Origin of the sequence: Pararhodonellum marinum, assembly GCF_015354735.1 — a bacterium.
Taxonomy (GTDB): Bacteria; Bacteroidota; Bacteroidia; order Cytophagales; family Cyclobacteriaceae; genus Pararhodonellum; species Pararhodonellum marinum.
Map to the genome: position 1 here is coordinate 26,461 of NZ_JACEFJ010000007.1, position 15,882 is coordinate 42,342.

Below are 15,882 nucleotides of genomic sequence, written 5' to 3' on the forward strand. Positions count from 1 at the left end.
AAAGTCGTACAGTTTTGCCCGTCAGCGGACAAAGTCCAAAAAAAACCTCCACCTATTCAATAGGTGAAGGTGTACAATAAATAGAAAACAAATCCCGGTTTTGGCCGGAAAATGCAAACATTTGATTTTTGTGATCAGTTGATAAATAGCCTAATAAGCAGTTAGGTATTCTGAATGGTTTTATTACATTTAATCCAGCTCTTTCATCAACTCTTCCACTGCCTTTTCCAACTGTTGGTCAATTCCGCGGTCAATTTTTCCGGGCATGTTCTTGACTTGAAATTGGGGATTGGTCTGATTGTTTTCCATCCAATTGCCTGCTTTGTCCTTGGCGGATATGGGTACAACGCCCCATCGGCTACCATTGGGCAAGGCTTCCCAGCCTGCAAAAGAACAGGTTCCGGGGGTTGGCATTCCTACCGTTTTCCCGATTTTTAGATCTGTATAACCACAGGCAAAACAATGGCCATCGGAATAGTTGGCCTCGTTGAACATGGCAAGGGTAGGCTTGGTCCATCGGAAAGTAGGTTCATACCCTACTACCCTATCCTCTGTCGCATAGGTGATGAATTTTTCCCCAGTGAAAAACATCGCCAGATCAGCTACCAAATCCCCTCCTCCATTAAATCTCGTGTCCACAATCACTCCATCCTTATCATGGTATTTGCCCATCATTTCTTCATACACATTGCGATAAGGGCCATCGGACATGCTCGGGATATGTACATAACCCAATTTTCCCTCACTCAACTTTTCCACTTCGTCCTGATTCTTTTTTACCCACCTTTTATACAACAATTGACTTTCTTCTCCCAAAGAAATGGGCTTGACCGTGAGTTGTTTTTTACTGTTTGTGCCAGATTCCGAAATTTCCAAAAGCACAAATTTATCGGTTTTTCTATTCAGATAAGCAGCTATGTCTTTGTCCTTATTTACGGCTTCTCCATCTATCTTTTCTATGATAAAACCAGCCTTGATGTCGAGGCCTGCCTTATCCAAAGGGCCCCCTTTGAGGACTTCGGAAATTTTGATGCCATCCCCTTCATAGGAGTAATCCATGAAAATGCCCAATGAAGCCGTGGCATCCTCCTGGTCTACGGGTCTTTTGTAACGGGCACCTGCATGGGATACGTTGAGCTCTCCGATCATTTCGGAAACCATCTCGGCAAACTCGTACCCATTGCCGATATGAGGAAGGTACTTGGCATATTGAACTGTAAGTTCATCCCAATCCACCCCGTGCATATCCGGTGTGTAGAAAATACCTTTGGTTCGGTTTTTTATGTGGTCAAACATGTGCATGCGCTCTGCATCTGTATCCAGTGTCATCTCTCCCGCAATTTTGATCGCTTCTTGTTTGTTGCCTTTCTCACTGATTTTAGAAATCTTTCCATCTGCCAGCAGGTACAGGTTTTCCATTTTCTTGTCCCATTCTAATCGACCAAAACCAGCGTTTAAGGTTTGTACCAGTTTGGTTTCCTTACTCCTCAGGTCTGTGGTCCATAAATTGTATCCCTTCTCGAATCGGGCCAGATAATATAGCTTCTCCCCTTCCTTATCCAACACCGCATCCCCTAAAGAAGAGGAGTGTAAGGTAAGTTTGGCCTTACGGTCACGTAGGTCTTCCAAGTCAAACTTTAAGTCCTCAATCTTTTTTTCCTCTTTCTTATCTCCATTCTTTTCCTCTTCCTTTCCAAGCTTTTCCACCTCCTTCATCAAGTCAAAATCTTCTTTACTCAATTTGAAGCGGTCAAAGGCTTCTTGGGTGAAAAACAGGGCAAAAACATCATTTTGTGAGCCCCCACTAGTAGCGAATCCTTTTAAACCATCCCTATTGCTAAACCAGATCATTTGCTTTCCTTCATTGACCCATTTGGGTCTGCTGTCGCTGTAGCCACTTTGGGTAAGGTTTTTCATAGGCTGAGTACCTGAGGCATCCAACAATACTATCTCTCCATTGGACAAGGTGGGCCGAAATTCAGCCAACAACCATTTGCTATCAGGACTCCAGGCAAAATACTGGTCACCATCCCGCATGTGCAAAAGCTGCTCAGGATTCATCAGTGTTGTAATGCTCTTGCTGCTCAGATCCATCACATTCAATGACCTTCTTCCGGCTATATATGCGAGTTTTTTTCCATCGGGAGAAAGCAATGGCTGGTAATTATCCACCTCATTACTCACCAAATCCTGTTCATTCAACAAAGTACTGGCAAAAAAGAAAGGCTCTTCATCTTCCCTTACTTTTTTGGTTTGGTAAATACGCCATTTTCCTTCTCGCTCACTGCTATATAGAAGTGATTTTCCATCTGGTGCAAACTGTAAAAACCGCTCCTGTTCAGGGGTATTCGTGATCCTTTTGGTCATGGCCCCATCCACTGAAGTGACGAAAACCTCACCCCTTGCAATAAAGGCTATTTCCTTCCCGTTTGGGGATAGTGCCATTTCACTTACCCCGCCATTGATACTGATGAAGCTGTCTGGGTTGGAAATGGCCTGGGTTTTGATTTCCACCTCCAACCTCCGAGGTTCCTCACCTTCTTTAAGGGTATAGAGATGACCATCATAGGAAAAACTCATTAGACCTTCTTTGGAAATGGAGAGAAACCTCACTGGAAAATCCTCGAATTGGGTAAGTGCTTTGGCCTCTGAAGGATTTTCCAAATTTGACTTGAAAACATTGAAGCTGCCATTGGCCTCACTGAGGAAATAAAAGGATTCCCCATCAGCTGAGAAGACAGGATTGCGATCTTCTCCTTCAAAGCTAGTCAGCATAGTATGGGAATCGCTTTCTTTTTCATAGAGCCAAATGTCCCTTGTAATGGCAGAGCGGTGTCTTTTTCTCCATTCACTTTCTCCTCCTTTTTTATCATGGTAAAGCATCTTTTTCCCATCCGCACCCACCTGAATTGATTCGGCTGGAAGGGTCCAAATTTGATTTACACGGCCACCTTTCACCGGAACTTGGTAGAGCTCGGGCAAATAACCCGCAGGATATTGCCGATGCTCAGCCAAATCCTGCCTTACCCCGCCAAACAGAACCTGTTGTCCATCAGCAGAAAAGGAATATGGCCATTCATCGTTGGAGTGGTAGGTCAATCGGGTAGCAGCCCCACCGGCAGCATCCATGACAAACACATCAAAATTACCATACCTGTCTGAGGAAAAGGCGATTTTACTACCATCTCTACTCCAAACAGGCATGTAGTCATGTGCCTCGTGAAAAGTTAATTGATTGCCTTTTCCACCATTGCTGGAGACAGTGTAAATGTCCCCTTTATAGGTAAAGGCAATGGTAGTACCATCCGGAGAAATGGAAGGATAGCGTAACCAACTTGAATTTTCTTGAGCTAAACTTAAACTTTGAAGAGCAAGCAACAACCCAAGTAGAAAAGACTTTATAGCATCCATGATTTCATCTCATATAATTTCCCGAAAATAAATAAAATTTAATCCAACCAACTATGAATTCCACCAACGGAGCATAATTGGGTCTAAATTACATATCTCGGAAAATTCATCCAGTTATATTTGGTATCACATCAACCTTATTTAATATGCATACTAAGCGAAGTCTTGCTCTCTTTGCCTTTGAGGACATGGAAGTCTTGGATTTTGCAGGTCCATTTGAGGTTTTTTCCGTGGCCAACCAAATGGAAGGTTACAGCCTATTAGATATAAAAGTGGTTTCCAAAGATGGAAAGCTGCTAAAAGCAAGAAATGGATTGCAAATTCAGCCGGATACCAGCTTGGCTGACTTGGAGCAAGTGGATATTTTGGTGATTCCAGGTGGGGATGGCAGCAAAGCGGTTATTGAAGATCTGAAAGTTATGCTTTGGATGGAGCATCATATACCCGAAACTGAAATCACCTTTTCCGTCTGTAGTGGCGCCAGGATTTTGGCCAAGTTGGGTTATTTGGATGGCCGGGAATACACTACCCACCATGAAGTTTTCGAAGATGTACATACCCTAACCCATGGGGGAATTCCCAACAAGACCAAAAGATTTGTGGATTTGGGACAAATCCTGACAGCAGGAGGCATATCTGCCGGTATCGACCTTTCTTTACATATAGTAGGTCGGCTCTTTGGGCAAGCAGTTCAAAAGAATACCATGAAATACATGGAGTATGGAGAGGACTGGAACCATGAAAAGTAAAATAGGTGAAAGCCAAACTTTTTTTTGGGCGAAAGACATTGTAGCGGTTTATTGATGCGTGCTGATAAAAAAAAACGTAAAAAAAAGAGCTTCTCCCAACAAGAAGCTCTTTGAAAAAATAGAACTAAAAAATTTTAGAAACCCAGTCCCAGTGCCATTGCAGTAGCCTCGATATTGAAATCAGCTACCTTGGTGGCCATTCCCGAACTCAGGTTGATCTGATAAACGGCTGTGCTGCCACCAACTTTGAAGAGTGCATAGGCATCATTGGAATCGCCTCCTATATCAAATCCATTATCAGCTTCTATATCAATGCCCAAGTCTCCAACCGGCACCAAAACGCCATCATTCGGCGGATCTTGCGTATAAAGCATGTTGTTTTCGCTATCCACCACATACAAAAGTGTACTTGTGGCGTTGGCGAAATTATTGGTATAGGCAGCGCCATTGACAAATGGACTACCCGGATTCAAATTTCCGTCCTCTGCTACTACCGTACCCAGATCCGGATGCAATCTGAGGTTTTGCCCCTCATCACTGACCAGTCTTATTCTATCTACCGTTGGGTTAAAATCAAATCCAAAGGAATCACCCATCAATCCAGGCATCAGGCCATTACCAACTTCAGAAACCGCCCCGTTTGCTGTGTTGACTGTAAGCAGCCTACTTTGGTTGGTCACAGCGTAAAGGGTACCATTCTGTGGTCTAAAATCAAGTCCTACTACCAGTTCACCGCTCATCATGCCCATCAGGTCTACTGCATTCATCGAAGGATTGGTGGGATCAAATCGGTAAAGTTGATTTTCAGCATTGGTGGCAAATGCCACTGGATTGGTTTTAAATGCAATACCTAGTATCTGCATCCCAAAAGTACCTACCCAGTCCGCTTGACCTGTATTTAGGTTAATACTGTACAAAAGGGACTCTCCGTCGTTAAGGGTTATCGCCAAAGCAGCGGTGTTATCGGGGTTGATATCAAAATTGCCCATACCCATAAAGTCTACACCCAAATCGCCGACTTCCACTAGACCACCATCGTTAGGTGGATCCTGCATAAAAAGTTTATTGCCCCCAAAATCTATGTCGTACAATACAGTGCTTGATGCCCCGGCCATGCTGTTGGTATAAGCTACTGCTCCGATCATCGGATTGTTGCCACCATTGATGTCACCGTCCTCTGCTACCACAGTGCCCAGTTCAGGATGAAGCCGTAGATTTTGGCCAGAGGCTGTGACCAGACGGATTCTGTCCACGGTGGGATTAAAATCCAAAGAAGCGTTTTCTCCCATTACGGTAGGTGAAAAAGGGCCTTCCCCTAGGGCAGTGGCTTCCCCACTCATTTCATGGATCGTGTAAAGCCGGCTACTTGAGCCCAGTCCATACAGCTGACCAGTAGCAGGTCGATAATCAATGCTGATAATTTGCTCCCCGTTTGGCAGACCAGTAATGGCCATGATATCCATGGGGGCGTTCAATTCACGGGCCTGGTACCGCAGGATTCTATTGTCATTTGTCAAGGCGGTGAATGCCACATCAGGGGCCTGCCCAGGCTGTTCTGTGACAGGAGGCCTGTCATTGTCATCATTACAGGATACCCAAAAACCCACACTCAGTAGGATGGCAAAGATGTTCAGCCAGTTTTTTTTGTTCATTGTTTTCATAATAATTTGGATTGGTTTTACCCAGGGAGATACGAAGCCAACACCGTATCTGGATTGGGTAAAAAAAAATTTAAGTATTGTGGCGTAAAAAAAATGAATAAGCCTGATTCTCTATATTATCCTGTAATTAGAAAACATAAGCATTCTGATCATGTTAATTTTTAATGGCAATCAATAGATTTAATTTTAACTTGAAGAAACACCTTCTAAAATGAAAATACTGCTCAGTCTTCTCATGGTTTCATTTATAAGTTCACCTTGTCTTTGCCAGGAGAATGGGATGGATAAACAAGCTACTACCTACACTTATAAAACCCCTGACCGGGATGGGACGGGCAAGGTGTACATGGGTCGGGAAATAGCCCATGTGATGAGTTTTGCAGGAAAGAACTGGTTGGAAAGACCCAGTCGATCCAAAGAAGAAAATACTGAATTGGCCATCCGAAATCTTCCCGTCAATAGCAAAAGTATCGTGGCTGATATAGGCGCAGGTTCCGGGTATTATACTTTCAAAATAGCCCAGCTTGTACCTGAAGGCTTGGTTTATGCTGTAGAGATCCAAGATGAAGCCATTGTCTATTTGAAGGAAAAAAGTGAAGAATTGGGTTTTAAGCAGGTCAAACCAATCCGGGGTACCGAAAAAAACCCAATGCTCCCAGAAAATGCAATAGATTTTGCCATCATGGTGGATGTCTACCATGAACTTCTGTATCCCCATGAAGTTCTTCAGGAACTCAGAAAATCCCTTAAACCTGATGGCAAACTTCTTTTGATAGAATATCGGGGAGAAGATCCCAAGGTCAATATCAAGGCACTACACAAAATGACCGTAAAACAAATCACCAAGGAGCTAGAGGCAAACGGTTTTCGTTTGGAAGAAAACGGTCAGTTTATGAACATCCAACATTTTTTGGTTTTTGGATTGGCTGAAGATGATTCAGCAAATAGAAAGTAGCTTTGAAGGTTTTGGTATAACTGAAAAAATTTAATCAATATACCCTCAATTTGACCCTGTATTTTTTACCCAGTTGTCTCAGGGTCTGAACCAGTTTTCTTTCCGTTCTTTTTTGATCAAGGTGAAAAGAGGCATAAAAGTTTTTCCCGTTTCTTGTTTTGATATCCAGTAGGTTTTCAGAGCTTGATTCATAGCGTGTAGGAGCATCATTAAGTGGCCACCAATCTCTATGAAACCGGTCCGTTCTGTTGGCGAGAATGACCTTGATTTTTACTACTTCTTCAAAGGGAATCTCTTTCTTATGCCTTGTCCTACAAATGGTAATCTGTTTGTTATCCAGTTTGATTTCACCGGTTTTCTTTCTTGGCAAAAGAAGATAATCCGATATGAACAATACCATAGAAAAAATGAAAGACATCGCAATCAACAGATTTCTTTGTTCCAATTTCCCTTCGTCTATCAAAAACAGGAACAGCGAAACAACCAAAAATATCCACCCCAAGCCTTTTAGGTATCGGGCAATTTTTAAGGGTTCTTTTATGTCTAATTTGACTGTTTTCATCTTATCTATTTTCTTTCTGCTGCATCCATACATCAAATTTCCCATTAAATTAATAAGAAATAAGGAAAATGTCCATTTTGTCCCGGGTTTTTCAAGAATAGAAATGCCTTGAAAAATAATGTTCGATTTTTTAAAAAGGTATTTCCAGAAAAACCAATTAATTCATGGATGGATTTGGAGCAATTGCTCAATGGGTAAAAACCGGTAACCTTTACCTTTCAAGGATTGAATCAAATCATCCAAATGATGGTAAAACTTATCCTCTCGGCGGGGGTCAGTCCCAAGATGCACGAGGAGTAGAAACCCATTTAAACCATTAGGATCAAGTCTCTCATGTTCAAGGACAGAAGCAATGATTTCCTGGCTGCTTCGGTATCTTTCATTCATTTGAGGATAGGTATAATCAGCAGGGGTCTTGGTTCCAGGAGTAAAATTGACCAATTGGATTCCTGATTCCAAACACCATTCAGCTATGGTCCGATTATACCATTCATAAGGAGCTAAAAAAAACGGTGCATCTGCTCTATTTAATCCAAATTTTTCCATTTTGGCATAGTTGGCTGCCAAATCAGACACAAAAGTTGCTTTACTGATCAAAAGACTGTCTCTGTTGTTCCAGTCCGCGTACAATAAATGTTGGTCAGAGTGGGCTCCTAAATAATGACCATCGGCTATCAAGCTGTGAATAAGGGATTCGAACTCGGGATTTTGATAAAAATTACCAGTCAGAAAAAAAGCAGCCTTAATTTCATGAAGCTTCAAAGTTTCACGAATACTCTCCCCTCCTTCACCGAATTCATCCGCCGAAAAAATCAGGGTCAGTACTTTTTCAGAAGTATCCCCTCTAATGATGGCCCCATGCGCATCAAGCAGAGCAAAGCCCTTTTGGACTTTAGCCTCGGTAGGGGCTTGTTTTTCCGGACCTCGGCAGGAAAGGAAAAAAAGTCCAAACAATCCCATCAGAAAAAATTTGACGATTTTATTCATGCAAGACTCAAATTAATGATTTCCGAGCTGGATTCGACATGTTCTCAAGAAAAGGAATTTTCCACCCGGATGACCACATTGCCGATTTTTTGTCCCGAGCCCACATAGGCAAAGGCTTCCTGCAATTGGGTGATGGGATAAATTTTGTCCACCAAAGGCTTGAATTCTCCGGTTTTCATCAAGTTTTTCAAGTACAATACATCTTCTTTGTTGATGGTGGGAATGGGGAAAATCACCTTTTTCCCACCAAAAATGGGTGTGATTAAAGCCAGAAAGGGATTTTGTGACCCCCTACCCAATTCTGTAGAAGCATATATACCTTTGGCTTTTAGCAAGGGCCTACATTGCCAAAAAGAGCTCTTTCCTACTGCATCCAAGACAAAATCAAAGTCATTCCCAACTTTCGTAAAATCCTCGGTAAGATAATCCACCAATCGATCAGCACCCAATTGGTCAATAGCTTTCATTGTACGCGTATGACTGACTGCGGTGACCTTAGCGCCAGCAATTCTTGACAGCTGAACCGCAGCAGACCCAATTGCGCCTGATGCCCCGTAAATTAAAACTTTATGTCCACGGGTGATTTTGGCCGCTCTAATAAAATTGAGGGCATAGTGGGCTCCTTCAGTTCCAGCAACAACTGATTCAAATCCCAGATTACTTGGCATCACAGCAACAGGACCATTAGAAGAAACAGCCAAGTATTCGGCATGGGCTCCAAAAGTAGCATCATTGTATCCAAAAACCTTCTCCCCCAACTGGAATTCAGTTACCTTATCCCCTAATTTCTCCACCATTCCCGCAAACTCATTGCCTAATACAGGGTTGTTGGGAGCAAACAAGCCACTCCAAAAACGACCAATCCAAGGCCTTCCCTTCAAGAAACCCCAATCGGTACGGTTTGCCGTGGAGGTCTTCACCTTTATCAATATCTCATTGGCTTTGGGGGTTGGCTTTGGAATTTCATTGATCCCTAAAACTTCCGGGCCACCATAACGAGAATAGGTAAATGCTTTCATCAAATCATTGCTTTTGATTGAAGTTTTTATCTTAAGGCTAGGCACCCTCATAAACTTTGATGAGGATTTTGCCTACATGTACTCCTGTTCCATAATGTGCAAAAGCTTCCCTTAAGGCAGTTAAGGGGTAAATGCTGTCTATAATTGGAGAAAGTTTTTTTTCTACAATGAGTTCGGACAAGTAATTCAAATCCGATCTCTTGGACTGTAGCATCACCGCATTGATTTTTTGCTTGTTTGGATTGGGCCAAACCTTCGAAAACAATGCACCATAAGCCATTATTTTAAACAGGCTAGGCATCTCACCACCGACGGTTGCATAGGTGCCATTGGGTTTCAAACATCGACGGTAATGCCCGATCGGCCGATTACACATCACATCCAATATCAAATCATACCGTTGGCCCAGATCACTAAAATGCACTTGTTGATAATCCAAAACCTCATCTGCTCCCAATCCTTTAAGAGCGTCTAATTTTGACTCTTTATCCACACAAGTGACGTGTATATCCTTCATTTTGGCCAGTTGAACAGCAAGAGTTCCAACCCCTCCACCGGCTCCATTGATAAGGATGCTTTGGAAACCTGATGGGTTTCTTTGATCTTCGTGAAGTTGGAACCCCTGAAGGGCCAGCAATCCTGCCTGAGGAATGGCTGCGGCCTGCTCAAAGCTGATTTCATCAGGTTTTGGAGCCAATAACTTTTCTTCTACACATACAAACTCAGCAAATCCACCCCAATTCCCAGAGGAAATATCACCAAAAACAGCCTGACCTACCTGAAAATCTTTTACCTCAGATCCAATGGCTTCAACCCTGCCTGCAATGTCGCATCCCAGTACCTTTAATTTTGGTTTCATCAAACCAAATAGTAGGCGATTGACAAAGGGTTCTCCCCGCAAAAGCCCCCAATCCCAATCGTTGATGGATGAAGCATGTACCTTCACTAAAACTTCCCTGGGCTTAGGCAGTGGTTTGGGTACCTCTTTGAAAGAAAGTACCTCCGGCCCTCCGTATTGGGAATACACCATGGCTTTCATTTGATTTTTTCTGCTTTAAGTTTTTGAATTTTTATGGCCAGCTGTTTCTTTGCCAGTACCCCTATAATCTACTTCAAACGGGTCGGAAGTCCAAAGTCGGAAGTCCATGCCGGACATTTCAGTTTCCTGGCGAGTATTATATTGAATTGCATCAATGTGCACATACATTTATAATTTTAATAAATTTGGCAAAATAGATTCATCGTCCAAACTTATCCCTTCAATTAGCCCTTTTTTTATTATCTCTTTGTCAACCCCATTATCTTTGGATTTTTTCGGGGCAATATAAATTTTAAAGCATCCAATCTACAAACGGGGCAACCACATGCCAAAAGTAGCTGAAAATATGCCCACAGCCACACCACCAGTAAGGACAAAAAGGAATAGGGAATAAGCCCATTTTGGATATTTCTTTTGGCTTCTTTTGGCCCTAAAATACAACTCCAAAAAGGCCAATGGAAGGACATAGGTGACCATGTAAAGCACCACCAAAAAAGGTCCACGGAAAGTCTCCGGATCGAATCCCACAGGTGCCTGATGAATGGCCAGCCAAAACATCATGCCTACCCTGAAAAAATATACCCCACTCATAGCCAGAAACAACCTCAAGGCCCATCGATAATGGATATCAAATTTTTTGGCCAAAGCATATCGGATGGCAAAAAAAGCACAGGTCATGATGATCAGGCCATTGATGCTGATAAATATCGCTCCCTCGATACCACCAACTGATCCGCGGACCCAAGTGAGGTAAAAACCTGCCATACTGATCACAAAGGCAGCGGTCACGTAGACCCGACCGCTGATGCGGTGGAAAGTAGGTAACCAGTTGCGCACATTTGGAATAATCTGAAGTGGTCCCCCTATAGTTATGATGGCAGCAAGCATGACGTGCATCCCAAAAATCACGTTTCCCAAAACATCGTTGGCAAGATGTCCATGGGGAGTGACGGCATTCCAATGCTCAAAATTTCCCTGAAGGCCTGCCTTTCCATATAAAAAGAGGATGTAATAGGCAAAAATCATTTGTCCCAGCACCACGGTCACAAACCAAACCAACACGCTAAAATCCAACACTTTTATCGAACGAATTTCATTTTTGATTTTGGTTTCCATTAATGTTTCTTTTTGGATGGACACGCTTTTCGGCTTATGTCAGAAATTGTAAGAGATTTTTTATGCAAAGGGATGATCAATCAAACAGAATTTATTCTGTTTCAATTGCTGTACCAAAATAATTTTTGGCCTTAACGAGGTAATGAAACTATTTTGTGAAAAAAACTTGTTCATTACCGAACAAAAAATTGTATGTTAACGGACAGGTAAAAAAGTAAAGGATGGGATAACAAGCCTATTTAATTAATGCTGATATTGTTAGATTAACACCAATAATCAAACTTTTTACCACTCCGTTTCCACCCCTTGCTTCCGGATCATCTCCTGAAATTGACTTAGCAGGGACTTGTCCTCCCTCACTGTTTTGGGGCTGACATTTTTTGCCATGGCAAATGGAACCAACAGACCAACTGCTTCTCCGATACTCCACTCCACCGGGTGAAGGCGGTAACAGCCATTCGTGATATGGGTGGTTCCGATGTTTTTGTTGGCAGGAAGTAGGTTTTCCATGCTTTGGGGAATTAAAGCTCCCAAAGGGATCTGAAAAGGTAAAGAAGGGAAATCGATGTAATTGTCTCCACCTGAACTTGGATGCAAATCAATGTGGTAATATCCTATCCCAACGCTGTCATCAAAAGTGGCCGCCTTTAGTTCTTCTCCAGACAAGCCTGAAACCATGGCCCTTTGTTCTTTGCCCACATGTTCTTCCAGAACTGTAAAAAGTGCCTTAACTCTTCTCGATTCGCGGACATAGGGATACATTGCCAAGCCATCTTCCGTGCCCATCACATCATTTCTCAGCCTTAATCCTTCCCATCCTTTACCACCGTCAGGTCGGGGACACTCGGTTTGTAACCAATACAAAAAGGATAAACTCAACTGCTTGCCACCGTTGAAATGCTTTATGAACTCCGCTTCACTGATATCCACAATATTCCCGGGGATGTAATCATTTTGTGGCCAGTTGACCAGCGTGATGTCACCGGGATACCATCCTGATTTAAAATTGTTTTTGTTCAATATCCTGCGGTAAAGCCAAAGGTTCAACAGGTCCCCTGTCGGGATTCCTTCGGGGTGAAATCCAAGTGACTTAGGGGCCAAAGTCTGCGGGTTGGAATAATGCATGGCCAGCATTTTACCCGGCCATGGAGGGGTTAAGTCAGGTACATAATTTTTCCAAAAATCATAATCTTCCGGTTTTGGGATGGTCCAATCTTCTCCTTTGACATAATCCATGGCAAAACAAACCGTAAAAGATTGGTTGTTCTCCGGATTGCCCTTTTCAGGAGCATGGAGTTCACCTGTTTCAGCTTTGGATTCTGTCCCGGTTACATAGGCAGTTTTGGTCAGGGGCAACAAATCTCCCAATTCTGTGGCATCCACGAAATAAGGCGCCTGCAACAATACCTCTGTTCCTGTCAGTGATGATTTCGCACTAAGGGATTGAACCCTATTGCCTTGATAGGCTGCGGATTTGACCTGATGGTTCAGCAAAAGCACCAATTTCCCCGCACTTTCATAAGGGGCAAACATGGCATGCAGCACGGCCAAGGCTACTTTAGGTTCGTGACAGAGCCTGGAAACCGAACCATCTCCTGGGTTCAAAAAATCATTGGAAGCAGCTTCTTCTGTCAAGGGATAGTGATTTCGGTAATAATCCCGCACCGCCGTTCTAAACTCCCGGTAAGATGCCGGTGCGCCATGGGTTTCTATCCAAGGATGCTCATCCGGTGGGACTCCTTGTTGGGTGATTTGTCCTCCAATCCAGTCGGTTTCTTCGGTCATTACCACAGATAATCCGTTCCTTAAGGCAGCCAAAGCGGCTGCACATCCACCAAGCCCCCCTCCGGCAATGACCACATCTGCTTGGTAGTTTTTGTGGTTTTCAGAAACACTTACATTACCTATAAAATCGCTTTGTGCAGAAAGTTGCTGTAAAGGAGACAGTGCCAGGGTTCCGGAACCCAAGGCCAAGGTGGATAAGAAGTTTCTTCTTTTCATGGTTATCATTTGGATTAGGCTAAATTATAAATTTTTGGTTAAGAATTAGACCTTTATTAAATTTTTTATTAATGTAGGTTTACAAAATTAGAAATTCGAGAAATGCTTGTATGAATTTCTTTACTCCCCGACTTCAAGTCAAAAGCTTATTGCTTTCCTTTGACCCTCTATTTTCTTAACTTTACTTATAACCCAACCCATAAAAAATGCAACTATTTCTTCTTCTTTGGCAAGTCCTCTTTTCGACCGCATCTACCGAATCGAATTTTGAAATACAGGAAATCGATAATCAGGTCAGTATCGGCTACGGTATAGCTATAGGTGATGTGGACGGAGATGACAAACCTGACATCCTTTTGGCCGATAAAAATGAATTTGTCTGGTACAGAAACGGGGATTGGCAGCGTTTTGTGATGGTCGAAAACCTGACCGAATATGACAATGTCTGTATCGCTGCACGTGATATCAATGGAGATGGTCAAGTGGAAGTTGCAGTGGGCGCACAATGGAATCCTGGAGAAACCTCGGACCCCAATAAATCCGGTTCGGTGCATTTCCTGATCAGACCCGATGATCCAACCCAAAAATGGACCGCAGTACAATTACACCACGAACCAACTGTCCACCGCATGCGCTGGGCAAAAACTACACAAGAAACCTTTCAATTGATCATGTTGCCTTTACATGGTAGAGGCAATGTAAATGGAGAAGGGAAAGGTGTCAGTGTTATTGCTTATGAGGTTCCTGATGACCCGAAAGGAAAATGGAACTACAAGGTAATTGATTCCACCATGCACCTAACGCATAATTTGGATGTAGTCAAAATGGATGAAGGAAGCGGAGAGTCTATTTTGATCGGAGGTAAAGAAGGCGTCAAAGTATTTTCATTTGTAGATGGTAGATGGTCACCCTCTCCCCAAAAAACTTGGCTGGTTAAAAATCAGCCATTTGGAGAATTGAAACTGGGAAAATTAAATCAAGGAAAACAGGTCCTTGTTGGAATCTCCCCAATGCATGGAAATATGGTAACAGTCCACGAGGAAGCTGGAACTGGCAGTCAAAACATGAACAAGTTTGAGTTGGACAAGCAGCTGAAACAAGGACATGGGGTCGGGCTTGGTGATTTTTTGGGACTGGGCCAAGAACAGGTGGTAGCTGGCTGGAGGGAAGCCAATGAATCAGGAGATTACGGAATCAAATTGTATGTTCCAACAAACGGCTCTTTTTCAGGATTTTCTGAACAATGGATCGATCAAAACGGAATGGCGTGCGAGGACCTTCAAGTTGCTGACTTAGATGGCGATGGTAAATTGGATATCATCGCTTCTGGTAGGGGAACCCATAACCTGAGAATTTATTGGAATAGGTCGAAATAATGCCATAAGCTCAACATCCGCAAAACAATTTAGGTCTTGAAAATAATGAGAAAAATTCTAATTTTTTGTTTGATGGTATGGATGGTCTCTTGTAGCATGACCAACCATGAGGAATCTGACATCACAACGTTTGAGTCTTTAATCATAATTACCCCTGTGGAAGTGCTCGGACAAAATTCACGAGAATTGCATTTTATCTGCCAAACAGAAAAAGAATATCCCTGTGTCAATTATCCCATTCTCACGAATAAAATTATAGATGAAAATGGGATTTTTGTCACATTTGAAGGGGTAAAAGAAACAGATTTTTGCTTTACTGCTATAGGGCCTGCAACTGCCACCTTGGATCTAGGCAGCAAAAGCAATGGGCGATACCACTTAGAGCTTAATACAAAGGTTCAAAGAAATGTTGGGAACCTAATGATTTCTGATTCTGAATTCATCTTAGATTTTATGGATCAAAATGGAATTGTAATTTCCAGAAAAGCAACCAAAAGAGTACCCAATTATATTTACTGGGGAACAATCGGATACCACATTGAATCCTCCATTGATCAGGTAGAGGAATTTATTGAAAAACTCAAAATTGAAGGTGCCATTTTCGATAAACAGACCCCAGGAGATTACCATTATTATCAAATTGACCAAGAAGGCCAAATTGTAGTAAACAGGGAAAATTCAGGTTACTGGTTTTTGGAATCTTTCATATTTAGTTTTGATGGATTTGAGGAAGATTTTAATGAAAATATACTTTCATTATCTAAGGAATATTTTCCTGATCTTTACATAAATATCAATACTTTCAAAGGAGAACAGATTTTCAATTGGGGCAATTGATGCATGTTGTAGGATTTTCTCCAAAGTCAGGACATGACCATGGTATCACTTTGGTGTAGATTACAGGACCTTAAAAAAAATTTCATAATTCTGAACTCATTATGTTTAAATATCACTGAAATTATTATTTTAAACCTATATAAATGTATTTTATAATATATTTTTTGTT

At 42.3% G+C, this 15,882-nt stretch carries 12 protein-coding genes; 4 read left to right on the forward strand and 8 right to left on the reverse strand.

Translation table 11 applies throughout. The features are described from left to right. Window positions 1–189 precede the first annotated feature (189 nt). On the reverse strand, window positions 190–3,411 hold the full coding sequence (locus tag H1A14_RS13620; protein ID WP_194776828.1) for a S41 family peptidase: 3,222 nt from the start codon (window positions 3,409–3,411) through the stop codon (window positions 190–192). A 146-nt stretch (window positions 3,412–3,557) separates the two neighbouring features. Between H1A14_RS13620 and H1A14_RS13625 the strand changes: the two genes are divergently transcribed. Continuing rightward, on the forward strand, window positions 3,558–4,160 hold the full coding sequence (locus H1A14_RS13625) for a DJ-1/PfpI family protein (RefSeq protein ID WP_194776829.1): 603 nt from the start codon (window positions 3,558–3,560) through the stop codon (window positions 4,158–4,160). A 134-nt stretch (window positions 4,161–4,294) separates the two neighbouring features. Here H1A14_RS13625 and H1A14_RS13630 read toward each other — a convergent pair whose 3' ends face one another. Then, window positions 4,295–5,812 carry a DUF4394 domain-containing protein gene (locus H1A14_RS13630; RefSeq protein ID WP_194776830.1) on the reverse strand — a complete coding sequence of 506 codons (1,518 nt, stop codon included), beginning with the start codon at window positions 5,810–5,812 and terminating at the stop codon, window positions 4,295–4,297. A 220-nt stretch (window positions 5,813–6,032) separates the two neighbouring features. Here H1A14_RS13630 and H1A14_RS13635 point away from each other — a divergent pair, with 220 nt between their 5' ends. After that, entirely contained in the window at window positions 6,033–6,776 is a 744-nt protein-coding gene (locus H1A14_RS13635) for a class I SAM-dependent methyltransferase (protein WP_194776831.1), read from the forward strand. Window positions 6,777–6,810: 34 nt separating this feature from the next. On the opposite strand, the gene H1A14_RS13640 is transcribed toward H1A14_RS13635, so the two are convergent. From H1A14_RS13640 to H1A14_RS13665, 6 genes are all read right to left on the reverse strand, one after another. After that, window positions 6,811–7,338, reverse strand: coding sequence for a hypothetical protein (locus tag H1A14_RS13640; RefSeq protein ID WP_194776832.1), 528 nt, complete (start codon window positions 7,336–7,338; stop codon window positions 6,811–6,813). Between the two features lie 162 nt (window positions 7,339–7,500). After that, on the reverse strand, window positions 7,501–8,325 hold the full coding sequence (locus tag H1A14_RS13645) for a polysaccharide deacetylase family protein (RefSeq protein ID WP_194776833.1): 825 nt from the start codon (window positions 8,323–8,325) through the stop codon (window positions 7,501–7,503). Between the two features lie 44 nt (window positions 8,326–8,369). Continuing rightward, the gene (locus tag H1A14_RS13650; RefSeq protein ID WP_194776834.1) at window positions 8,370–9,344 is read right to left on the reverse strand and encodes an NAD(P)-dependent alcohol dehydrogenase; all 975 of its coding nucleotides are present in this window, start codon (window positions 9,342–9,344) and stop codon (window positions 8,370–8,372) included. A 37-nt stretch (window positions 9,345–9,381) separates the two neighbouring features. After that, the gene (locus H1A14_RS13655; RefSeq protein ID WP_194776835.1) at window positions 9,382–10,383 is read right to left on the reverse strand and encodes an NAD(P)-dependent alcohol dehydrogenase; all 1,002 of its coding nucleotides are present in this window, start codon (window positions 10,381–10,383) and stop codon (window positions 9,382–9,384) included. Window positions 10,384–10,689: 306 nt separating this feature from the next. After that, window positions 10,690–11,499, reverse strand: a complete 810-nt coding sequence (locus tag H1A14_RS13660) for a DUF2306 domain-containing protein (protein ID WP_194776836.1) — start codon at window positions 11,497–11,499, stop codon at window positions 10,690–10,692. A 285-nt stretch (window positions 11,500–11,784) separates the two neighbouring features. Beyond that, window positions 11,785–13,500, reverse strand: a complete 1,716-nt coding sequence (locus H1A14_RS13665) for an FAD-dependent oxidoreductase (RefSeq protein WP_194776837.1) — start codon at window positions 13,498–13,500, stop codon at window positions 11,785–11,787. Window positions 13,501–13,706: 206 nt separating this feature from the next. On the opposite strand from H1A14_RS13665, the gene H1A14_RS13670 reads away from it, so the two are divergent. Together H1A14_RS13670 and H1A14_RS13675 are read left to right on the forward strand one after the other, a co-directional pair. Continuing rightward, complete coding sequence (locus H1A14_RS13670) at window positions 13,707–14,876, forward strand: FG-GAP repeat domain-containing protein (RefSeq protein ID WP_194776838.1); 1,170 nt, start codon at window positions 13,707–13,709, stop codon at window positions 14,874–14,876. Window positions 14,877–14,921: 45 nt separating this feature from the next. Further along, a complete protein-coding gene (locus tag H1A14_RS13675) occupies window positions 14,922–15,713 on the forward strand; it encodes a hypothetical protein (protein WP_194776839.1) in 792 nt (263 codons plus the stop codon). Window positions 15,714–15,882: the final 169 nt, after the last annotated feature.